This window comes from Desulfallas thermosapovorans DSM 6562 (assembly GCF_008124625.1).
Taxonomy (GTDB): Bacteria; Bacillota; Desulfotomaculia; order Desulfotomaculales; family Desulfallaceae; genus Sporotomaculum; species Sporotomaculum thermosapovorans.
On record NZ_VNHM01000002.1, the window covers coordinates 211,557 to 233,172 of the forward strand.

The window sequence follows — 21,616 nt, forward strand, 5'->3', positions numbered from 1 at the left end:
AGGACCAGTTCAGAATTGAACACCGGATATACAGCTCAGGTGTATCCCGGTATAAAAAAGGCGGCCTGTAAGCCGCCTTTTAAGTGCACATTAGGACAGTTTATTGGAATTTGTCCTTTACATCGTTTAGTTCTTCTATGGAATCAATGGTCACATAGGTGGGTACCACCAGGCCTATTTTGGCACCTTCCAGGTTGGGACCCAGGTTATCTACATTATCTTTAACTTTAGCGTAATAATCACCGTGGGTTAAGGGTAACCAGGCGGAAACGATAGCGTCAAAATCACCGTTGGCAATCCCTGTCCACATAACCCCTGCGTCCACGGCCACCGGTTCAACCTGGTAGCCTGCCTTCTCCAGAACATTTTTAACCAGGTGGGTGCTGGCTATTTCGGAATCCCATTCAACGTAGCCCAGGGTTACTTTACCCTTTTCGGCGGCCTCTTGTTCCGGCAACCATGCATTAACTTTGTCCTGGTTATTTTCAATCCATTTTTCGGCAGCTTCATCCGGGGTCATGCCGCCCTGGATATCCAGCATAACCGCTTCCATGTCTGCGGGTGCCCAGTAAAATTTGTCCAAAATTTCATAGACTTCCGGCATGTCATCCTTCAAACCTGTGCGGGCAATGGTGGCAATCTCTTCTTCACCGCCGTAAACCCCCTTGGGGTCGTCCAGGTATTTTAGATCCCACTGGGCAAATTTCCAGTGTGGCGTCCATCCGGTTACTACGATCCATTCTTCATTATCAATAGCCCTTTTGAGGGATGCCGCCATGGCCGCACTGCTGCTGTCCTGTAGCTGAAAGTCCAGTCCATACTGTTCAATAGCTGCTTCAGTGGCACTCATAATCCCGGCACCGGGCTCAATACCGACGATTTTACCTTTTGCATCGCCACCTCCGCCACCACAGCCAAACAGCACGCTTGTCAGCAGTACCAGCACCACTGCCAGTGGCATAACTTTGAAAAACCTGCGCATTTTTTATATCTCCTCCTTTTTTATTAATCCCTTTTATTTAATAAATTGCCTGGTATATTTAACGGCTGCGCTTCTTGCCAAAGCCCTGGGTGATCCTGTCCAGTATAATGGCAATAATTACAATGGCCAGGCCGCCCTCAAAGCCCACAGGTATGTCCAAACGCTGAATACCGCGCAGCACTTCTGAACCCAAACCACCGGCACCGATCATGGCGGCGATGACCACCATGGAAAGGGCCAGCATAATGCATTGGTTGATGCCGGCCATGATGGTGGGCATGGCCACGGGTAGCTGTACTTTGACTAATTTTTGAAACGGGGTGGCACCAAATGCTTCTGCGGCTTCCACCAGCTCCACAGGGACTTGCCGGATACCCAAACCGGTAAGCCGGATGGCGGGCGGCATGGCAAAGACCACCGTGGCGATCAGCCCCGGCACCGCACCTGTGCCAAAAAACAGTACAGCGGGAATCAGATAGACAAAGGGAGGCATGGTTTGCATGAAGTCCAGCACAGGCATAATAATTTTATGGACATTGTCACTGCGTGCCGACAAGATACCCAGCGGAATGCCTATTATTAGCGCCACAATGGTGGCCGAGATAACCATGGCCAGGGTATTCATGGATGGTCCCCAAATTTGTAAATCATAGATGAGCAGCAGGCCAAGGGATGTACCGGCGGCGGTTTTCCAGTTGGTCAAAAACCATACCAGGGGTATTGATAAGATGATGATCACCCAGGGAGGAGTGGCAGTTAACGCCCAGGCCAGGTTACCTACAATTAATTGTATAACCACAACAATGGCGTCAAACAGCGGCGTTAAGTTGTCGGTGGCCCACACCACCAGTGAATCAACCCATTGCCCGATATGAAATTTAGGCAGCATCTGTTCCCTTTTCCCCCTTTCGGATCATGCCAGACAGTACGGACCCCCGTACAATAATACCCTGCAGGTAGTTTTGCTCGTTAACCACTGCGATGGGGTACTTGGCTTGTGCCACCAGCGGGATTAGATCCGCCAGCGGGGTGTCGGGGGATACCCGGGGGGTATCTTTCAAAATAATATCGTCCAGGTTTTCCTTGTGCTCTTCAGCTGCCCTGAGGGCGTCATCCGCCATAACCAGTCCAATAAGTCGCCTGTCCTTGCCCACCACGAATATGCTGGAGATACCGTTTTCCCGCATTCTGCGCATGGCGGTGCGGGGCCCATCCTTGGAGGTTATTACTGTATCGGGCTTTTTCATAACCCCTTCGGCCGTAAGTACTTTGGACATGTCCACATCTTCGACAAACCTTTCTACATAGTCATTGGCCGGGCTGGTAAGAATTTCCTCCGGGGTGCCGATTTGAATAATGGCTCCGTCTTTCATCAGCGCGATGCGGTCTCCTATTTTCAGGGCCTCGTCCAAATCATGGGTAACAAAAATGATAGTTTTATTCAATGTTGCTTGTAATGAAAGCAATTCATCCTGCATACCTTTTCTAATCAGCGGGTCCAGGGCGCTGAAGGCTTCGTCCATTAACAACACATCGGGGTCGCTGGCCAGCGCCCGGGCCAGTCCCACCCTTTGTTGCATACCTCCGCTAAGCTGATCGGGCATGCTGTTTTCCCATTCTTTCAATCCTACCACTTCTAAAACCTTGGTGGCCTTAGCCAGGCGTTCTTCTTTACTAAGCCCCTGGATCTCCAGTCCAAAGGCGACATTATCCACCACTGTACGGTGTGGAAACAGGGCGAAGCGCTGAAAAACCATGCCCAGCTTTTGGCGTCGTATTTCCCTGAGCATGTTTTCATCAACACCCGTTATTTCCTCTCCGTCAATGAGTACCTGGCCGCTGGTGGGTTCAATGAGCCGGTTGATGCAGCGCAACAGGGTGGATTTGCCGCTGCCGGACAAGCCCATTAACACGAAGGTTTCACCCTCTTCGACTTCAAAAGAAACATTATAGATGCCAACGGTGTTTTTAGTGGACTCCAGTATTTCCTCTTTACTTTTTCCCTCTTGTAACATCTTAAGGGCGCGGCCCGGATGGTCGCCGAAAATTTTAACCAGGTTCTTAACTGTTACTTTAGCCATTAGCATTCAGCCTTTCAAATAAGTAGATGTTTTGATTTAACTTCACTAATACCGGTGCATAAAAATTAAATCTGTGCCATCCAATTGATAATAACGGGTGTGGCAGCAAACCGGTTGGTTCAACTAAGTTGTCACAGCTCTTTTAATTCTATCAAATACTTTATTAATTGTCTAGAAAATAGCAGTTATCATTTTAATTCACCAATAATAAACAAAGGTGTTATCATCGGTTGTCTCCAGAATATACAATTTAAGCGGCTGCTTATAATTTATCATGAATATTGACATGCATAATGCATGTTACTATAATTAAAAGTAAATAATATAAACCTTCAGGGACTGGTGAAATTCCGTACCGGCGGTGAGGATATACTATCCAAGCCCGCGAGCCCCACGGGGCAGATCCGGTGCAATTCCGGGGCCGACAGTAAAGTCTGGATGGGAGAAGGTTGTTTATGTCCAGCGGGTTTATATTGCCCCGGCAGTAGGGTAATATATACTTGCTTAAGTTTGTTTTTATTGCCCTGAAGATTTTTTTATTTCTTCAGGGTTTTTAGTTTTAATGAGCCGGTATTTTGAAGTCGGCTTTTATGATCAGTTTTTTTATTCTAAAGCGGGAGAGGGTGAGTGGTTGAACGCTGGGGACCAACATTACATGCAATTGGCTTTGGAGCTGGCGGCCAGGGCCATGGGGCGCACCAATCCCAATCCTATGGTGGGTGCCGTGGTGGTTAAAGATGGCCGGGTAGTGGGGCGGGGTTATCATGCCAGAGCCGGCACGCCCCATGCTGAAATACATGCTTTAAGAGAGGCCGGGGAATTGGCCGCCGGGTCTGTATTATATGTTACGCTGGAGCCGTGTTGCCACCATGGCCGCACCGGGCCATGCACTGACGCGATAATTAAGGCCCGGGTTGGCCGGGTGGTGCTGGCTATGACCGACCCCAATCCGCTGGTGGCAGGCCGTGGTGCTCAAAGATTGCAGGAAGCCGGCATACAGGTGACCTGTGGTGTGCTGGAGGAGGATGCCCGCCGCTTAAACGAGGTATTTATAAAGTACATCACTACCCGTTTGCCCTTTGTGGCTTTAAAGACCGCCATGAGCCTGGACGGTAAAATAGCCACCACCAGTGGGGAGTCCCAGTGGATTACCGGCCAACCGGCCAGGGAATATGTTCACCGGCTGAGAAATATTTATGACGCCATACTGGTGGGTGTGGGCACCGTAATGGCCGATGACCCCTCCCTTACCACTAGGTTGCCGGAAGGGGGCGGCAAAGACCCGGTCAGGATAGTACTGGATTCCAAAGCCCGTACGCCGGTGACGGCCCGGGTAATTACCCAGGCTTCCCCGGCCCCCACCATTATAGTTACCGCACCCAATGCGCCGGTGGAAAACCTGTTCCGGTTAAAGGAAGCCGGTGCCCGGGTGATTGAGATACCCGGTGGTGAAGGCGGTATTGATTTGGCGGCATTGTTAAAAGAACTGGGGCGTCGTGAAATCACCAGCCTGCTGGTGGAGGGGGGCGCCGGAGTTAACGGGTCCTTTATTGCGGGCAACCTGGTGGACAAAGTTTACTGGTTTGTGGCTCCTAAATTAATTGGCGGTGCCGGCGCACCGGGCCCGGTGGGTGGTCCCGGTATAGCCGCCTTGCGGGATGCAATATCCTTAAAAGACATCAAGTTAAATCGTTATGGAGAAGATATTTGTATAGAAGGTTACGTGTTAAAACGGAGTGATTAAAATGTTCACCGGATTGGTAGAAGAAAAAGGACGAATCATTTCCCTGCGCCGGGGTGCGGATTCAGCCCGGCTTAAAATCAAGGCCGGCCTGGTCATGGATGGTATACAGTTGGGCGACAGTATTGCCGTGAATGGTGTATGCCTTACGGTGACTTCATATGATATGGGGGCATTTACCGCCGATGTAATGGCCGAAACACTGGCCAAAACCAACCTGGGGGCATTGCAATCGGGTGACCCGGTTAACCTGGAACGGGCACTGCGGCTCGGAGACAGGTTGGGTGGGCATTTGGTCAGTGGTCATATTGATGGTGTGGGGACAATTACCCGCATGGAAAAACATGATATTGCCACTTTGATAACTATTGCCGCGCCACCGGCAGTAATGCATTACATTGTTAAAAAGGGTTCTGTGGCTGTAGATGGAACAAGCCTTACGGTGGTGGACCATGATGAAGAATCGTTTATAGTTTCCTTAATACCCCATACCGCCCGGGCTACTGTTTTGGGTCAAAAGAAACCGGGGGACCGGGTTAACCTGGAAGGGGATCTCATTGGTAAATACGTGGAACGCTGGATGGGTATTGCCGGGCGAAAGGAAAATGACGGCGTGGAAAAAACACAGCGCGGTATAACTGCAGAGTTTCTGGCGGAATACGGGTATTTTTAAATAATTTGTGGCTGCCTGTAATTAATCAACGGAAGGATGAAAAAAATGATATTCAGCACCATTGAAGAGGCCATCGAGGACATCAGACAAGGTAAAATGATCGTGGTGGTTGATGATGAAGACCGGGAAAATGAAGGGGATATTATTATAGCCGCCGAAAAGGCTACCCCCGAGGTCATCAATTTCATGGCTACCTATGGCAGGGGCTTAATCTGCGTACCCATGTCCGGGGCCAGGTTGGATGAACTTGATTTACCGGCTATGGTTACCCATAATACCGATGCCCATGGTACTGCCTTTACCGTATCCGTGGATCACAAAGACACCACAACAGGAATATCTGCCCATGAGCGGGCGGCCACCGTGCAGGCGTTAATTGACCCCAATACCAAGCCCGAAGATCTCAGGCGTCCGGGACACATATTCCCGTTACGGGCCAAGGAGGGCGGTGTACTGCGGCGGGCCGGTCATACCGAGGCAGCTGTGGATTTAATGCGCCTGGCCGGTTTTTACCCGGCCGGGGTTATCTGCGAAGTTATGAAAGAAGACGGTACCATGGCCAGGGTTCCGGAATTGATTGAGTTTTGTAAAACCCACGGCTTGCGACTGGTGACCATTGCCGATTTAATTGAATACCGGCGCCGGCATGAAAAGCTGGTTCGCCGGGTGGATTCAGCCAAACTGCCCACCAAATACGGTAAATTCATGGCGGTGGCTTATGAAAGCCTGCTGGATAAAAAAGAGCATATTGCCCTGGTCAAGGGAGACCTGGCCGGTGTGACGGCACCGCTGGTCAGGGTACACTCCGAATGTTTGACTGGTGATGTCTTTGGATCTTCCCGCTGTGATTGCGGTGACCAGCTGGCCCGGGCGCTGGAGATGATTGAAGATGAAGGTGTCGGTGTGCTGCTGTATATGCGCCAGGAAGGCCGGGGTATCGGTCTGGTTAATAAAATCAGGGCATATAAACTACAAGATCAGGGTAAGGATACAGTGGAAGCCAACGAGGCACTGGGGTTCCCGGCCGATTTGCGGGACTATGGCATTGGCGCACAGATACTGGCGGACCTGGGCTTGAAAAAAATCAGACTGATGACCAATAACCCCAGGAAAATTGCCGGCCTGGAAGGGCACGGCCTGCAGGTGGTGGGCCGGGTACCGATAGAGATTTGCCCCGGACGGGAAAACAAATTCTATCTCAGTACCAAAAAGCGCAAGCTGGGGCACCTGCTATCCATTGAAGATGTGAATAAAAAATCTTCCTAAACATACACAACTTTTAAAAACGTGAGGAGAGGATTCTAGTTGCCTAAGTTTTACGAAGGCCACCTGGTGGGACAAGGCCTGAAGTTCGGTATTGTAGTGGGACGTTTCAATGAATTCATTACCAATAAGCTGTTGACCGGGGCACTGGATGCTTTATACCGCCACGGCGTGGCCGAGCAGGATGTGGAAGTGGCCTGGGTACCCGGTGCCTTTGAAATACCTATGGTAGCCCGGCGTATGGTAGATATGGCCAAATATGACGCGGTAATTTGCCTGGGTGCAGTTATCCGCGGAGCTACCCCGCATTTTGATTATGTGGCTGCCGAAGTGTCCAAAGGGGTAGCCAAGGTAGGCCTTGATACCGGTGTTCCCACCATATTCGGTGTTGTTACCACGGATACCATTGAGCAGGCCGTTGAGCGAGCCGGGACCAAAGCAGGCAATAAAGGTTGGGATGCTGCAGTAACGGCCATTGAAATGGCCAATCTAAACAAAGCGCTTGGGGTGTGACCAAAACGATGAATGAACGAACACTACAAAACATGGACGAGGTGGCGGCGTATAAGGTGCCACCGGCCCGGCGACTGTTTTCTGCCAACCACGATGAAATCATCCGGGGCCTGACCACTGATATTTACTTTATCCGTACCAGGCAACTACTAAGACACCTGGGCCTGGACCGGACTATGGTAACAGCAGAAGTTTTTGCCAGCCGGCCAGGTATCCTGGCCGGTGTGGAGGAAGTTAAAAACCTGTTAACCGGACTGCCTGTGGAAGTATGGGCCGTACCCGAAGGGTCCGACATTAAAGAAAAGGAAGTGGTCATGCGCATTGTTGGCGCGTATGATGACTTTGGCATCTACGAAACAGCTTTGCTGGGAATGCTGGCCAGTTCCAGCGGTTGGGCCACTGCAGCCCGCAAATGCCGGGAGGCGGCAGGCGACTATCCTATGATTAGCTTTGGTGCCCGCCATGTGCACCCGGCGGTGGCGCCCGTAATGGAACGGGCGGCCATCATTGGTGGTGCCGATGGAGCGAGCTGTATACTGGGGGCCAAGCTGGCCGGGCAAGAACCCCGGGGTACGGTGCCCCACGCCGTGATGTTGATCGTGGGTGATACCGTGGAAGTGGCCCGGGCTTACCGTGAGGCAATGCCCCCGGATGCACCGGTGATTATGCTGGTGGATACATTTAAGGATGAGGCGGAGGAAGCGCTCCGGCTGGCGGAGGCGCTGGGAAATGATTTGCAGGGTATTAGACTGGATACCCCCAGCGAACGCGGTGGTGTTACTCCGGCGCTGGTGCAGGAAGTAAAAGCCCGCTTGCGGCAGGCGGGATATCCCCAGGTGAAAATATTTGTGTCCGGCGGTATCACCCCCGAGCGGATAATCCAATTAATCGCAGCCGGTGCCGATTCTTTTGGCGTGGGCAGCTATATATCCCGCGCCCCGGCCATTGATATGACCATGGACATCAAGGAAATAAACGGTCGACCGGTGGCCAAGCGGGGTCGTATTCCGGGACTGACAGGTACGACCCGTATGCACAGGGTGTTGTAATTTTATTAAAGCAACGATCCGGGGAGATAAATAAAACCGTTTAAAAATAATGCGGTGCCTGCTTTATAGCAGGCACCGCACAAGTATCGGGTCAATATACTTTTAACCAGTCACTATAAAAAGTAAAAAACGGCTTGCGCCGTTTTATTGTTTAAACTATATTGAGTTGCTTAAAGTTATATGGCCCGTTGAACCTTTCCGCTGCGGAGGCACCTGGTACATACCATTATTCTACGTGGTGAGCCATTAACAATGGCTTTAACCCTTTGTAGATTGGGTGCCCAGGTTTTTTTGGTGCGGATGTGGGAGTGGCTTATTTTCATGCCTACAACAACACCTTTACCACAAATTGCGCATTTCCTGGCCATAGTCAACACCTCCTCCTTTACAACACCTTTTCATTTTATCAGATATCGGCTAGCTGTGCAAGAAAAGCTTACACGGCAGCTCATCATGCTGAAAAGAATGTGGTGAATGATATGATTAACGGAGATCCCTATGTAACTCAGGTAAAACATGTGAAAATGATTGGCCCCCGCCGGGCCGAGCAACTGGCCCGGCTCAACGTGTATACCGTGCATGACTTGCTATACCATTTTCCCAGAGAATATATTGATCGCAGCCGGTTGATTTCCCTTTACGAAAGAAAACCCGGTGATATGGTAACGGTGGTAGGCCGGGTGATAAGCTGCCAGGAAAACCGTCCCCGTCCCAAATTAACGGTCACCAAAGCGGCCATGGAAGGTGACCGGGGATTATTTTATGCAGTATGGTTTAATCGAGTACATATTAAAAAGATGTTAAAACCCGGTACCCGTATGTATATAAGTGGAAAACTGGTCAAGGGTTTTGGTAATCTTGAGGTGCAGGTGCATGATTTTGAAATAATCACCACCGGCGGTGATTCTTTACATGCCGGGCGGATCGTGCCGGTGTATCCGGCCACCGGCGGTGTTACCCAGCGTATGCTGCGAACCTTTATCCACGGGGCATTGGAAGAATGGCTTCAAAACTACCGGGAGTTTTTACCCCGCCGGGTGTTGGATGGAGAAGACTTGATGATACTGTCCGAGGCGCTGAAACAAGTGCATTTTCCGGACAGCCACGCCCTGGCCGAGCGGGCCAGGCGACGCTTTGTTTTTGAGGAGCTCTTTTTATTTCAATTGCAATTAGCCCTCCTGCGGCGTAATATAGTGCGGGTAGAAAAGCCTTATCGTTACAGGCCGTCAAATGAATTAATCAAAAAATATATTGCCGGTCTTGGTTTTAACCTAACTAGCGCCCAGCGTCGTGTGGTACGAGAGATTATGGAGGATATGGAAAGTCCCCACCCGATGCACAGGCTGCTTCAGGGTGATGTAGGTTCGGGCAAAACGGTGGTGGCGATATTGACGTTGCTGAAGGCGGTGGAAAGCGGGTTGCAGGGGGCACTTATGGCACCCACCGAGGTGTTGGCTGAGCAGCATTACCTGTCCCTTAACCGTTCATTGGCCCCTCTGGGCGTGCGGGTGGCCCTGTTAAGCGGTGGCATGCCGGTGAAAGACCGCCGGTCAATGTTGGAGAAAATAGCCATGGGTGAGCTGTCTATTGTTGTAGGCACCCAGGCCTTGCTTCAGGATGACGTGGTATTTAATAAGTTGGCGGTGGTGGTAATTGACGAGCAGCATCGTTTTGGGGTAAGACAGCGGGGTAGTTTGCAAAAAAAAGGTGTTTGCCCCGATTTACTGATCATGACTGCCACCCCCATACCGCGCACCTTGTCCATGACAGCTTACGGTGATCTGGATATGTCCGTAATTGATGCCCTGCCCCCAGGTCGACAACCCGTGCGTACCTATTATGTTGCTCCCGGGGAATTGCCCCGGGTGTTTTCATTCGTAGCCCGGCAGGTTGCTGAAGGCCGCCAGGCATATGTAGTTTGCCCGCTGGTGGAGGAGTCGGAACATTTGGACCTGCAGGCGGCGGAGAATTTGTATCAAAAATTAATTGAAAATGAATTGCGCGGCTACCGGGTAGCTTTGCTGCACGGGCGTATGAAAAGGGCGGATAAGGAGCAGGTGATGCAGCAATTCCGGTCCGGGCAGGTGGATGTGCTGGTCAGTACCACAGTTATTGAAGTGGGAGTGGATGTACCCAATGCCAGTGTGATGGTGATTGTCGATGCCGACCGTTTCGGTTTAGCCCAATTGCATCAATTAAGGGGACGGGTAGGCCGGGGCGGTGACCAGGCCCACTGTATTTTATCGGCCCGGTTGCGTTCCCGTGAAGCGGCGGAACGTATCAAAGCCATGAAGTTTAGCCAGGACGGTTTTTACCTGGCGGAAAAGGACTTGCAAATTCGCGGACCGGGGGATATTGCAGGTGTCAGGCAATCCGGTATGCCCGAGTTCAGACTGGCCAATTTAATTAGAGACCGGGATCTGCTTCAGGCCGCCCGCCGCCAGGCCATGGCCTTGGTCAATGCCGACCCGGAACTGCGAGCAGGGGAGTACCATTATCTGAGGCTTGCCCTGGAACGCTATAGCCAAAGGGGAGGCGGCTATTACCATATAGGTTGAAATTATTAAATATATCCAAACCAAAGCGGGCAAAATGTACCGCTTATAAATGATTTAAAAAGTCACATACTAGATTTAACAACAGCGAAGGAGGTGACAGTAAAATGGCACAAGGCCAAAAAACAAACCGCAAGTTAATACCGCAAGCTGCCCAGGCCATGGAACAATTTAAGTGGGAAACTGCCGGTGAACTGGGTGTCCAGATTCCCCAGGGCGGGTATATGGGGGATCTTCCTTCACGGGTAAACGGGGCCATTGGTGGTAACATGGTCAAGAAGATGATCGCTGCTTACGAACAAAGTTTGGCCCAGGGTCAGCAGCCTGCTACTCCGCAGGTTACCAACCAGAATCCTACTCCCTAATGGTTAATGGATTATAGATCTTAATAAAGCCTCTGTCAGGTGGTTGGTCAAAGCTTAATCATGGTAAGGCCACTTGACAGAGGGCTTTGCAACAAGCGGTAACCTGCTTGTTTTGTATTTATTGGTCTAGTGCAGGTAATAAGCATAATCTTCCGGACTGATGCCGGGATGCATGACCATGTTGATGGCACCGGCAATAATCTGAGCCGTGTCATCAATTAAAGTGTCAATCTCTTTGGGTGTGACGGTAAGGTTACCGCCCAACGGTTCCAGCAGGTTTTTGATGATGGTGCTGGTATCCTTGGGCTCGCCGCCGGTGCTTTGAATATATTTTTCAATGGCATCCTGGGCTATGATGGCGGCATGGGTGACGGTGGGTACTCCAATGGCAATGACCCTTACCCCCATGGTTTCCTGGTTAATGCCGGCCCTTTTGTTACCGATACCTGACCCCGGGTTGATGCCGGTATCAGCTAGTTGTATGGTGGTGGCAATACGATCGGCGCTGCGTGCAGCTAAAGAGTCAATGGCGATGATTAACGAAGGACGTGTTTTCTCCACTACACCCCGGATTATTTCGGCTGTTTCTATACCGGTGATCCCCAATACACCCGGAGCCAAGGCACTTACCGGTCGCATGCCTCCTTGTAATTCCTGGGGGGCATAGTTATATAAGTGCCTTGTCACCAAACATTGTTCCACTACCCTGGGTCCCAAAGCATCCGGTGTGGCGTTCCAGTTCCCCAGCCCAACCACCAGAACATTTAACTCCATGGGTAAGTTAAACAGCTTTTTAAGTTGCTCAGCCAGAATTTGAGCTATTTCCCGGTGGGCCTGCTGGTTGTTTTCCTTGATCACCGGTGCTTCAATGGTTATGTATTTACCCACTGGTTTACCCATGATTACCTGGGCGTTGTTGTCTTCTATATGAACTGTGGTCACCGTGGCGTAATCATAGGTTTCTTTATCAACCCGTACTCCGGGTACCTCCTGGCCGGTTTCCCCCCGGATGATTTCCCTGGCTTCCAGGGCCAGATCCAGTGATATATTCATTGATTGTAAAAATTTACTGTCCATATAATTTCACTCACCTTTACCAGCTTGACTATTATTGCGTATATAGTATATAACCGGGCTCTTGGAAAATATATTTACCGGTTTCATTAATTATATGCGTATTTTTTTGTATACAGCCGCAATTGTTACATGCTAAAGTCTTTTTGTGGTATAATTAAAAAGATTGCAACGAAAGGTAGGATAGTTTTGCGGGTAATTGCCGGAAAGGCCAAAAAAAGGCGACTGAAATCCCCCGGTAAACTTCCGGTCAGGCCTACGGCGGACCGGGTGAAAGAATCTTTGTTTAATATCATCGGCGGCCTGTTGCCGGACAGTTATTTTGCTGATCTATATGCCGGCACCGGCGGGGTTGGTATAGAGGCACTCAGTCGCGGAGCCGCCCGGGTTTTATTTGTGGAAAAGGACGCCAGGGTAATGCGTATATTACAGGATAATATAGCTATTACCGGACTTGGTGCCGGTGCCGAAGTTTTTCTGGGTGATGCGGAAAGGGCGCTGGCGATGGCAATGCATAAACAAAAGACCTTTAATATTATATTTGCTGATCCGCCATACAGGCAGGGACTGGCGGCGGGCGTGTTGAATATTTTAAATAAATGTCCCGTTTTGCATGTAAATGGTATTGTTGTTTTGGAAGTTGGGGCGGATGAGGAGATGCCGGACCAGGCCGGTATGTACCGGCTGTGGCGCCGGGTAAAATATGGCGATACAGCGTTGGTTTTTTATCAATTACAATCAAAATAATACAAACCTACGTGAGGAGGAAATGTTTTTGCGAATAGCAGTTTACCCGGGAAGTTTTGATCCAGTAACCAACGGACATCTGGATATAATAGAACGCGCGGCCATTTTGTTTGATAGATTAATTGTAGCAGTGTCATTAAATCCGGGTAAAAAGCCACTTTTTTCAATCGAAGAAAGATTGGACATGCTTAAAATAGTGACCCAACCTTTTTATAATGTGGTGGTAGACACCTTTGACGGCCTAACCGTTAATTATGCCAAGGAAAAGGATGCTCAGGTTATTATCAGGGGCTTAAGGGCCATATCTGATTTTGAAAATGAATTTATGATGGCGCTGACCAATAAGAAGCTGCAGACTGCGGTGGAAACTGTTTTTTTAATGACCAGGGCCGAGTTTTCATTTATCAGTTCCAGTGCTGTTAAGGAAGTGGCATCATTTGGTGGTTGCGTAAAGGATTTGGTGCCGCCGGTGATCCAGGAGCGGCTGCGGAGCAAATTCAAATAACGGGTGGGGGAGGTGCCTGTTTTGGAGTTGTTTAATGTTATCAATGAAATGGAGGAACTAATAGAAAGCAGCCCCAAAGTTCCCATGACCAAACGGGTTTTGGTGGATGAAGACAAGTTGCTTGATTATTTAGATCGTATCAGAGCAACATTGCCTGAAGAACTTCGCCAGGCCAAGTGGATACTTCAGGAAAGGGATAAAGTAATCACCGATTCAAAGCGCGAAGCTGTACGTATAATTGAAGATGCAGAAAAGCAGCTGGAGAAGAAAGCCATAGATTCGGAAATTACCCGCAAAGCCCACGAGATGAGCGAGGAAATTCGTTTGCGCAGCGAGGAAATCGCCAGGCAAATCAAACAAGGTGCCATGGATTATGCCGATGAAATGTTGGGCCAGTTGGAAGAAAAGCTAAACAGCATATTGGAACAAGTACAAGAAAACAGGGCCGAATTAAAAGGTATGAAAAAAGACTGATCGATTAGCTACATATAATATTGATTAAAACGCCGAACCAACTGTATCTGGTTTCGGCGCTTTTATTTTATAAAGTTTTACCTTTTATTTATGAATATAAATAAAACAATGCGATAAAAAACAGCCAGTAAAATTAAAAGCATCAGCATGACCACCATGGATAATATTGAATAAACCGTAACAGTCAGTGCCGGATAGGAACAACTGGAAAGATGTGCTGTTACGGGCATGGTTAGAGGGTTTGCTGTGCTTACGGGTTTATAAAGCAACCAGGTAAAACATGCCGCCAGAAAAGCATGGGCTATGCGGACGGTTAAAAAAAGTCCCATACGAAGGTCAGTTTGGGCGATCATACTGGCTACTTGGGCATGGATGGAGAGACCGCTCCAGCCTAGAATCATGCCTACGGCCATTAACTGTTGCAGTTCTGTTGCCGCTGCCTCGGATGCCATTTTAGTGCCAATGGTCATTTCAAAAAAACCACTGGCCAGTGCGTTTAGTATGTCCGGGGCAAATCCCAGAGGAACCAGCAATACGCCCATGATCGCAGCAATCTTGTTGATTACACCGGCCTCGTTCAATATACGAATAATTACGGCAAACAATATGATGAAGCCGCCAATATTGATGAGCTTGGTGATGGAGGAAGTCACCGCTTCTCCCAATAGCTTGCCCAGGGGCTCACGCTCATTGCGCTGGTGCTGTAGCATTGCTCTGAAAGCGCCGCGTACTGACCAGGGTTGGATACTTGTTGAGAGGGTACGAGCTTGTTCACCACGACTATAGAAACGTAACCCCAACCCCAGCATAATACTGGCCAGGTAGTGCGAACCTGCAATAACCACACCCAGCTCGGGCTTGCCAAACATGCCCACCGCCACGGCAGTCAGCATAAACAAAGGGGATGAGTTGTTGGTAAAGCACATTAACCGCTCTGCCTCCAGCCGGGTGCACAGTCCCTGGCGTCTCAACTGGGCGGTGACCATGCTGCCAATGGGATAACCGGAAGTGAAGCCTATTACCATCACAAACCCTCCGGCGCCGGGCACGTTGAAAAGTGGCCGCATCACCGGTTCCAGCAAAACACCGATAAATCGTACCAGCCCCAGCTTCATTAAAATTTCCGAGGCGATAAAAAAAGGCAATAAAGAGGGGAATACTATCTCCCACCAGGTCTTCAGTCCCATGGTGGCACCTTGAAAGGTTATTTTGGGCTGGGTGACCATGGCCAGCACAAAGCAAATTGCCAGTACCGTCCAGAAAAGGCCGGGCAGTTCGCTCCTTTTGATTGGTATTTTGGGGTAATAACGGGTTGGCAAAAGATATCACTCCTATGGTACCATATTACAAATGATGTAAAAATATAACGGCAATAACGCAATATTAGTGATGGGGATTTTTTTACCGTAGCTGGACAAAACAATGACATAGTGTTTGCCCTTGACAAATTACCGCCATATTTTATATAATTTTACCTGTTGAACTATGGAGGGGTGCCTATGCCCTTTTTGGATGTAGAACAATTAAAAAAGGTTAACGGTGAACGCCGGAGAACCGTTTTTACCGGCACGTTGCCGGCACTGCAGGTGGAAGAAAGTACCTTTGTATTCGTGGAACCCGCGCATTTTGATCTTATGCTGACCAATGTGGGTAACAGCACTATAAATATAGAGGGACAAATACAAACCGCTCTGAAAGTTCCATGCAGTCGTTGTTTGCATGATTTTGTTCTTAAGTTAAACTCAGATTTTAATGAAACCTATTATGAAAAAAACCAGCCCCAACCGGGCGATAAAAATGAGGAATGGATCGCCTATTCAGGTGATTGCATAGATATCACACCTGAAGTTTTGGGTTCGGTTTTAATAAACCTGCCGATGCGTTTTATTTGTCATGAACAGTGCCGTGGTTTATGTCCTGTATGCGGTATGGATTTGAATGCGCAGCAATGCGACTGCGTGCAGGATGATGTTGACCCGCGCCTGGCTAAACTGAAAGAATTCTTGAAGTCATAAATTAAAGGGGGTGGATGAAGCATGGGTGTACCTAAGAGGAAAAGTTCCAAGCAAAGAAAGCGGCAGCGCAGGGCAAACTGGAAAATTGAAGCCCCCGAGCTGATCAAATGCCCGCAATGCCACGAGCTGGTTGTACCGCACCGGGTTTGTCCCGACTGTGGCTATTACAAGGGAAGAGAAGCGGTGGCGGTAAAATAATGGGGCATTACCAAAAATAAGCTCTAATCAGGGCTTATTTTTTTATGTGATAATGGTTGCTTTTTTTTCCCAATTGGGATATACTCAGATTTAGTACCTGGTACTAAATTCGTCAGGTATTTATTAAAAAGGTGTCGATGATGGGCAGAAACAATATGGTAAAGTCAGACAGGCACGAATTACTGACAAGATATATAAACGGTAACCCCTTTTTAACAGATGATGATTTAGCGCAGTTGCTGGGGGTAAGCATTCAAACCGTCAGGCTGGACAGGGCGGAACTTGCTATTCCCGAAATGAGGGAACGCGTAAAAAAAATGGCCCGGGGAGCCTACCAGAACCTGAGGGCTATTGAAGACCATGAGGTAGTTGGTGAACTGGTCAATTTGGATATAGGGCATCAGGGTTTGTCAATATTACTGGTTAATGAGGAAATGACACTGCGCAAAACCAGAGTGCTGGACGGACAATATCTATTCGCCCAGGCTAATTCACTGGCATTAGCCCTTATTGATACCGAAGTGGCCCTTACCGGCACCTCTAAAGTCAGTTTTAAAAGGCCGGTTTTCCGGGGTGAAAAAGTGGTGGCCCGGGCGGTTATCACACGAAAAAAAGGCAATAAATATATGGTAAGGGTTAGTTCCCATGTTCAGGATGAATTGGTATTTCAGGGGAAATTTCTAGTGTTTGACCTATCCGAGGAGGTAAACCGGCTTGAAAATAGCTATTGATGCTATGGGTGGCGATTACGCGCCAAAGGAGATAGTGCGGGGTGCCTGGGAAGCTTGCCGGGAAACAGGGCAGCAGGTTATTCTGGTGGGCAACCGCAACATTCTGGAAAACGAACTGGATCAACTGGGTGGAAACCATGCCGGTTTGGAAATAGCGCACGCTGAAGAGGTTATTGCCATGGATGAGGCACCGGCCGTGGCCGTGCGGCGCAAAAAAAACTCCTCGCTGGTACTGGCCGCAGAGTTGGTTCGGGATGGCCATGCAGGTGCCCTGGTTGCCGCCGGCAGTACCGGTGCCACCATGGCTGCTGCACTGCTGCGGTGGGGGCGCATACCCGGCATTGCCCGGCCGGCTGTGGCTGGAGTGTTGCCCACGGAGCGCGGTGTTACCATATTGTTGGACGTAGGGGCTAATGTGGATTGCAAACCCAGGCATTTGGTGCAATTCGCCATTATGGGATCCTTATATGCCAATAAGATTTTAGGTATCCAGTGCCCCCGGGTGGGTTTGTTGAACGTGGGCGAGGAAAGTACCAAGGGTAATGAGTTGACCCAGGAAACTTATCCACTACTGCAAAAGGCGCCGGTGCATTTTTACGGTAATGTAGAAGGACGGGATATTTTTAAAGGTACCGTTGATGTGGTAGTATGCGATGGATTTACAGGCAATGTGGTTTTAAAAACCGGCGAGGGACTGGCTGACGTTTTAATGAACATGATTGGCCAGGCCATACAACAAAGTAGTCTGGCTAAAATTGGGGCTACCTTGACTTTACCCGCGTTAAAAAAGTTAGGTAAAAAATTAAATTACTCCGAATACGGTGGTGCGCCGTTGCTTGGTATTAACGGGGTGGCCATTGTTTGCCATGGTAGTTCCAAAGCGCTGGCTATTAAAAATGCGGTTTATCGTGCCCGGGAATCCGTGGAAAACGGGCTGATCAGCGCCATCAGCGACAGCCTTAAAAATACTTCTCTGCACAAGGTGGGATGTGCCGATGGCAATTGAAAAAATCCGCGCTGGTATTGTAGGTGTAGGTACTTATGCGCCCGAGCGGGTAATAACCAATAAGGAATTGGAACAAACACTGGACACAAGTGATGAATGGATATTTTCCCGGACAGGTATCCGCGAAAGGCGGGTGGTGGCCGAGGGTGAGGCTACTTCAGACCAGGCACTGATTGCTTCCCGCAGGGCATTGGAGGACGCCGGTGTGCATCCGGAGGAGCTGGATCTTATCATAACGGCCACCAATACCCCGGATATGATTTTCCCTGCTACGGGCTGCCTGCTGCAGGACCGGCTGGGTGCGTCCCGGGCCGGAGCTTTTGATTTGCTGGCGGGCTGTACCGGGTTTATATATGGTGTCATCGTGGGGGCGCAGTTTATTTCGGCCGGTACGGCCAATACCGTTTTGGTAACCGGTGCGGAAACACTATCACGGGTGCTTGACTGGGAAGATCGCAATACTTGTGTGCTTTTTGGCGATGGTGCCGGGGCTGTGGTGCTGCGCCGGGTGCCGGACGACCGGGGTATTATATCCACGGTACTGGGCTCCGACGGCAGCGGGGGTCGCTTTCTTTATCAGCCCGCGGGCGGATCCCGCAACCCGGCCAGTGCCGAGACTGTGGCACAAAATTTACATTATTTGCATATGAATGGCCGGGAAGTTTTTAAATTTGCGGTGCGGGCCATGGAGGAAGGTGCTCAAGAGGTGCTGCGCCGGGCCGGGATGACCGGTGACGAGGTGGATTTTTTAATACCTCACCAGGCCAATATTCGTATCATAGAACACGCCGCCAAAAGAATGAAGCTGCCCATGGAAAGGGTGGCCGTTAACGTGGATCGTTATGGCAATACTTCCACAGCATCGGTGCCGCTGGCCTTGGAAGAATCATTAACAAGCGGTAAGATAAAAGACGGGGATAATGTAATTATGATTGGTTTTGGTGCCGGATTGACCTGGGCCGGCCTGATGATTAAGTGGTACGATTATAAAAAGCAGGGGTAGGAGGGAAAAGGCATTAGAACACGCATATGCGATTTGCTGGGTATAGATTATCCGGTGCTGCAGGGGGGAATGGCTTGGGTGTCCACCGCTGAGCTGGTTGCTGCTGTGAGCGAGGCCGGTGGGTTGGGTATCATTGGCTCGGGCCAGGCCCCGCCCCAGTGGGTACGGGAGCAGGTGCACAGGGTCAAGGAGTTGACCGGTAAACCATTTGGCGTTAACGTGATGTTGCTATCACCCCACGCTGAAGAAATTATTCGGTTGTTGGTGGAGGAAAGGGTGGCAGTGGTTACCACCGGAGCGGGTAACCCCGGTAAATATTTGAATTTGCTGCATGACGCCGGTATTAAAGTGATCCCCGTGGTATCGTCGGTGGCCTTGGCCAAAAGGCTTGTCCGCTCCGGCGTGGACGCGCTGATTGCCGAGGGTATGGAGTCCGGTGGACATGTAGGGGAGCTTACCACCATGGCTCTGGTGCCCCAGGTGGTTGATGCAGTGGATGTTCCGGTGATCGCCGCCGGTGGTATCTGCGACGGCCGGGGAATGGCTGCGGCCCTCATGCTGGGGGCTGAAGGTGTGCAGATGGGCACTCGCTTTATTTGTGCCCTTGAATGTACCGTCCATGAACGGGTTAAGGATATGGTTATCAAGGCCCGGGACCGGGATACTATTGTTACCGGGCGTCCCACCGGCCATCCCGTCAGGGTACTCAAGAACAAACTGGCTAAAAAGTTTTTGGAACTGGAAGATCGCTGTGCCCCTGGTGAGGAATTTGAAAAGCTGGGCGTGGGGCGTTTAAAACAAGCCATGGTGGATGGCGATACAGATATGGGTTCGGTGATGGCCGGTCAGGTAGCCGCCATGGTGCGGCAGGTGCAACCCGCCCGGGAAATTATTAATGATGTAGTAACCGGTGCGGAAAATATTATTCGTCATATTCGCTGCAGGGTGGTGGATTAACATATGCTAGCCTTTATTTTCCCCGGCCAGGGCTCACAGTTTGTGGGCATGGGTAAGCACTTATACGATAAATATGATTTTATCCGTGAAATATTTGATACAGCCGACCGTGCGTTGGGTTTTGCCCTTACTGAACTGATTTTTGAAGGCCCGGCGGATGAACTGCAAAAAACAGTTAATGCCCAGCCCGCCATACTTACCGCCAGTATAGCCATGTACCAGCTTATTAAAAGGGCCGGAATTCGCCCCGGGGCAACGGCGGGGCATAGTTTGGGCGAGTATTCCGCACTGGTGGCGGCCGAAGCTCTTGATTTCAGCGACGCGGTACGACTGGTGCGGATGCGCGGGCGGTTTATGCAGGAGGCGGTACCCCTTGGCCAGGGTGGCATGATGGCCGTGCTGGGTTTGACTTCCGAGGAAGTGGAGGAAGGCTGCCGCCGGGCCTCTGGTGCCGGCATTGTGGAAGCGGCCAATTTCAACTGCCCGGGTCAAGTGGTGGTGGCCGGTGAAATGCCCGCCCTGAAAAAAGCCCAGGAGGTATTTAAGAGCATGGGCGCACGGCGTTCAATCTTGTTAAAGGTCAGCGCTCCCTTCCATAGCAGTATGATGACCCCCGCCGGTGAACGGCTGGTGGCCGAGCTGGCCCGGGTGGAAATCAGGGATCCGGCCATACCGGTGGTGGCCAATATTAACGCTGATTATGTAACCACCGGGGAACAGGTGCGGGATGCGTTAATCAGGCAGGTATCCGGCCCGGTGATGTGGGAACAAAGCATGCGCCGGCTCATGGCCGATGGATATAATATGTTTGTGGAAGTGGGGCCGGGGCAGGTACTCACCGGGTTACTTAAAAAGATAGACAAGCAAAGCCGGTTCATTAATTTTGACGGTGAGGGGGAACCGGAACGGGTTATTGCCCGTTTGAAGGAGGCGGTATAATGGATCTTGGCGGTAAAGTGGCCGTGGTCACCGGGGCTTCCCGTGGTATAGGACGGGCTGTAGCCCTAGCCCTGGCTGAGCGGGGTTGTCATGTGGTGGTTAACTACGCCGGCAACACCGGCGCAGCCGAGGAAACGGCATCCCGGGTGCGCGGGCTAGGGGTCCGGGCGCTGGTAATAAAGACCGATGTGGCCGACCAGGAACAGGTAAACGCCATGATGAAGCAGGTGCTACAGGAGTTCGGGCGTATTGATATACTGGTCAACAATGCGGGCATAACCCGTGATAATCTACTGCCGCGCTTACAGGAACAAGACTGGGATGCAGTGCTAAACACCAATTTAAAGGGAGCCTACCACTGTGCCAGGGCGGTGTTGCGTCCAATGCTCAAGGCACGCTGGGGGCGCATTATCAACATCAGTTCCGTGGTGGCGTTATCCGGTAACCCGGGGCAGACCAATTATGCAGCCGCCAAGGCGGGCCTGATTGGTTTTACCAAATCGCTGGCCCGGGAAATCGGTTCCCGCAATATTACTGTAAATGCCGTAGCACCGGGGTATATTGCCACGGATATGACCGCCGGTTTAACTGAGGAAAACAAGTCCCAGATGCTAAATAGTATACCGCTGGGCCGGTTGGGCACCCCTGAAGATGTGGCCGCTGCAGTGGCCTTTCTGGCCGGGGACGGGGCCGGTTATATAACAGGGCAGGTTCTTGTGGTAGACGGCGGCATGGCTATGTAAAC

Annotated in this window: 24 protein-coding genes and 1 riboswitch; of the genes, 18 read left to right on the forward strand and 6 right to left on the reverse strand. The window is 50.4% G+C overall.

All coding sequences use genetic code 11. The annotated features are described in order from the left end of the window. Positions 1 to 100 precede the first annotated feature (100 nt). The 3 genes from LX24_RS02890 to LX24_RS02900 are packed head-to-tail and all read right to left on the reverse strand — an operon-like array spanning position 101 to position 3,063. Positions 101 to 982, reverse strand: a complete 882-nt coding sequence (locus tag LX24_RS02890; protein ID WP_166510631.1) for a glycine betaine ABC transporter substrate-binding protein — start codon at positions 980 to 982, stop codon at positions 101 to 103. Between the two features lie 58 nt (positions 983 to 1,040). Next, a complete protein-coding gene (locus tag LX24_RS02895) occupies positions 1,041 to 1,871 on the reverse strand; it encodes an ABC transporter permease (protein WP_166510632.1) in 831 nt (276 codons plus the stop codon). After that, entirely contained in the window at positions 1,861 to 3,063 is a 1,203-nt protein-coding gene (locus LX24_RS02900) for a quaternary amine ABC transporter ATP-binding protein (protein ID WP_207706505.1), read from the reverse strand. Before LX24_RS02900 ends, LX24_RS02895 begins: the two co-directional genes overlap by 11 nt. Positions 3,064 to 3,387: 324 nt before the next feature. After that, positions 3,388 to 3,517: riboswitch (FMN riboswitch) on the forward strand. 177 nt (positions 3,518 to 3,694) lie between these two features. Here LX24_RS02900 and ribD point away from each other — a divergent pair. From ribD to LX24_RS02925, 5 genes are read left to right on the forward strand one after another with little or no spacing between them, the layout of a single operon-like run. Further along, the gene (gene ribD / locus LX24_RS02905) at positions 3,695 to 4,807 is read left to right on the forward strand and encodes a bifunctional diaminohydroxyphosphoribosylaminopyrimidine deaminase/5-amino-6-(5-phosphoribosylamino)uracil reductase RibD (protein WP_243131586.1); all 1,113 of its coding nucleotides are present in this window, start codon (positions 3,695 to 3,697) and stop codon (positions 4,805 to 4,807) included. Between the two features lies 1 nt (position 4,808). Next, positions 4,809 to 5,477 carry a riboflavin synthase gene (locus tag LX24_RS02910; RefSeq protein ID WP_166510635.1) on the forward strand — a complete coding sequence of 223 codons (669 nt, stop codon included), beginning with the start codon at positions 4,809 to 4,811 and terminating at the stop codon, positions 5,475 to 5,477. A gap of 45 nt (positions 5,478 to 5,522) precedes the next feature. After that, on the forward strand, positions 5,523 to 6,743 hold the full coding sequence (locus tag LX24_RS02915; protein WP_166510636.1) for a bifunctional 3,4-dihydroxy-2-butanone-4-phosphate synthase/GTP cyclohydrolase II: 1,221 nt from the start codon (positions 5,523 to 5,525) through the stop codon (positions 6,741 to 6,743). Positions 6,744 to 6,782: 39 nt separating this feature from the next. After that, complete coding sequence (gene ribH, locus LX24_RS02920) at positions 6,783 to 7,253, forward strand: 6,7-dimethyl-8-ribityllumazine synthase (RefSeq protein ID WP_166510637.1); 471 nt, start codon at positions 6,783 to 6,785, stop codon at positions 7,251 to 7,253. An 8-nt stretch (positions 7,254 to 7,261) separates the two neighbouring features. Then, positions 7,262 to 8,302, forward strand: coding sequence for a nicotinate phosphoribosyltransferase (locus tag LX24_RS02925; protein ID WP_166510638.1), 1,041 nt, complete (start codon positions 7,262 to 7,264; stop codon positions 8,300 to 8,302). Positions 8,303 to 8,478: 176 nt separating this feature from the next. On the opposite strand, the gene rpmB is transcribed toward LX24_RS02925, so the two are convergent. After that, complete coding sequence (gene rpmB / locus LX24_RS02930) at positions 8,479 to 8,670, reverse strand: 50S ribosomal protein L28 (RefSeq protein ID WP_166510639.1); 192 nt, start codon at positions 8,668 to 8,670, stop codon at positions 8,479 to 8,481. Between rpmB and recG the strand changes: the two genes are divergently transcribed. Together recG and LX24_RS02940 are read left to right on the forward strand one after the other, a co-directional pair. Then, the gene (recG, locus tag LX24_RS02935; RefSeq protein WP_279233168.1) at positions 8,611 to 10,860 is read left to right on the forward strand and encodes an ATP-dependent DNA helicase RecG; all 2,250 of its coding nucleotides are present in this window, start codon (positions 8,611 to 8,613) and stop codon (positions 10,858 to 10,860) included. The two genes, rpmB and recG, sit on opposite strands and share 60 nt — an antisense overlap. A 104-nt stretch (positions 10,861 to 10,964) precedes the next feature. Then, positions 10,965 to 11,222 carry an alpha/beta-type small acid-soluble spore protein gene (locus tag LX24_RS02940; protein ID WP_166510640.1) on the forward strand — a complete coding sequence of 86 codons (258 nt, stop codon included), beginning with the start codon at positions 10,965 to 10,967 and terminating at the stop codon, positions 11,220 to 11,222. A gap of 126 nt (positions 11,223 to 11,348) precedes the next feature. On the opposite strand, the gene gpr is transcribed toward LX24_RS02940, so the two are convergent. Next, positions 11,349 to 12,299: a GPR endopeptidase gene (gpr, locus tag LX24_RS02945; RefSeq protein ID WP_166510641.1), complete on the reverse strand. Its 951-nt coding sequence runs from the start codon at positions 12,297 to 12,299 to the stop codon at positions 11,349 to 11,351. A 186-nt stretch (positions 12,300 to 12,485) separates the two neighbouring features. Here gpr and rsmD point away from each other — a divergent pair, with 186 nt between their 5' ends. The 3 genes from rsmD to LX24_RS02960 are packed head-to-tail and all read left to right on the forward strand — an operon-like array spanning position 12,486 to position 14,022. Beyond that, positions 12,486 to 13,043 carry a 16S rRNA (guanine(966)-N(2))-methyltransferase RsmD gene (rsmD, locus tag LX24_RS02950; RefSeq protein WP_243131588.1) on the forward strand — a complete coding sequence of 186 codons (558 nt, stop codon included), beginning with the start codon at positions 12,486 to 12,488 and terminating at the stop codon, positions 13,041 to 13,043. A gap of 28 nt (positions 13,044 to 13,071) precedes the next feature. Then, the gene (coaD, locus tag LX24_RS02955; RefSeq protein WP_166510643.1) at positions 13,072 to 13,548 is read left to right on the forward strand and encodes a pantetheine-phosphate adenylyltransferase; all 477 of its coding nucleotides are present in this window, start codon (positions 13,072 to 13,074) and stop codon (positions 13,546 to 13,548) included. Positions 13,549 to 13,569: 21 nt separating this feature from the next. After that, positions 13,570 to 14,022, forward strand: a complete 453-nt coding sequence (locus LX24_RS02960; protein WP_166510644.1) for an ATPase — start codon at positions 13,570 to 13,572, stop codon at positions 14,020 to 14,022. Positions 14,023 to 14,099: 77 nt separating this feature from the next. Here LX24_RS02960 and ylbJ read toward each other — a convergent pair whose 3' ends face one another. Next, a complete protein-coding gene (gene ylbJ, locus LX24_RS02965) occupies positions 14,100 to 15,341 on the reverse strand; it encodes a sporulation integral membrane protein YlbJ (RefSeq protein WP_166510645.1) in 1,242 nt (413 codons plus the stop codon). A 180-nt stretch (positions 15,342 to 15,521) separates the two neighbouring features. Between ylbJ and LX24_RS02970 the strand changes: the two genes are divergently transcribed. The 8 genes from LX24_RS02970 to fabG all read left to right on the forward strand — a co-directional run bounded on the left by LX24_RS02970 (position 15,522) and on the right by fabG (position 21,614). Next, complete coding sequence (locus tag LX24_RS02970) at positions 15,522 to 16,037, forward strand: YceD family protein (RefSeq protein ID WP_166510646.1); 516 nt, start codon at positions 15,522 to 15,524, stop codon at positions 16,035 to 16,037. A 21-nt stretch (positions 16,038 to 16,058) separates the two neighbouring features. Then, on the forward strand, positions 16,059 to 16,235 hold the full coding sequence (gene rpmF / locus LX24_RS02975; protein ID WP_166510647.1) for a 50S ribosomal protein L32: 177 nt from the start codon (positions 16,059 to 16,061) through the stop codon (positions 16,233 to 16,235). A 155-nt stretch (positions 16,236 to 16,390) separates the two neighbouring features. Next, positions 16,391 to 16,966 (forward strand): transcription factor FapR, encoded by a 576-nt coding sequence (gene fapR, locus LX24_RS02980; RefSeq protein WP_243131589.1) that lies wholly within the window; start codon positions 16,391 to 16,393, stop codon positions 16,964 to 16,966. After that, complete coding sequence (plsX, locus tag LX24_RS02985) at positions 16,950 to 17,972, forward strand: phosphate acyltransferase PlsX (protein ID WP_166510649.1); 1,023 nt, start codon at positions 16,950 to 16,952, stop codon at positions 17,970 to 17,972. Before fapR ends, plsX begins: the two co-directional genes overlap by 17 nt. Further along, positions 17,962 to 18,975: a beta-ketoacyl-ACP synthase III gene (locus LX24_RS02990; protein ID WP_279233169.1), complete on the forward strand. Its 1,014-nt coding sequence runs from the start codon at positions 17,962 to 17,964 to the stop codon at positions 18,973 to 18,975. Before plsX ends, LX24_RS02990 begins: the two co-directional genes overlap by 11 nt. Before the next feature lie 12 nt (positions 18,976 to 18,987). Next, positions 18,988 to 19,932, forward strand: coding sequence for an enoyl-[acyl-carrier-protein] reductase FabK (gene fabK / locus LX24_RS02995; RefSeq protein WP_166510712.1), 945 nt, complete (start codon positions 18,988 to 18,990; stop codon positions 19,930 to 19,932). 3 nt (positions 19,933 to 19,935) lie between these two features. Further along, on the forward strand, positions 19,936 to 20,871 hold the full coding sequence (fabD, locus tag LX24_RS03000) for an ACP S-malonyltransferase (RefSeq protein WP_166510650.1): 936 nt from the start codon (positions 19,936 to 19,938) through the stop codon (positions 20,869 to 20,871). Next, the gene (fabG, locus tag LX24_RS03005) at positions 20,871 to 21,614 is read left to right on the forward strand and encodes a 3-oxoacyl-ACP reductase FabG (RefSeq protein ID WP_166510651.1); all 744 of its coding nucleotides are present in this window, start codon (positions 20,871 to 20,873) and stop codon (positions 21,612 to 21,614) included. The genes fabD and fabG overlap by 1 nt, the downstream gene beginning before the upstream one ends. Positions 21,615 to 21,616: the final 2 nt, after the last annotated feature.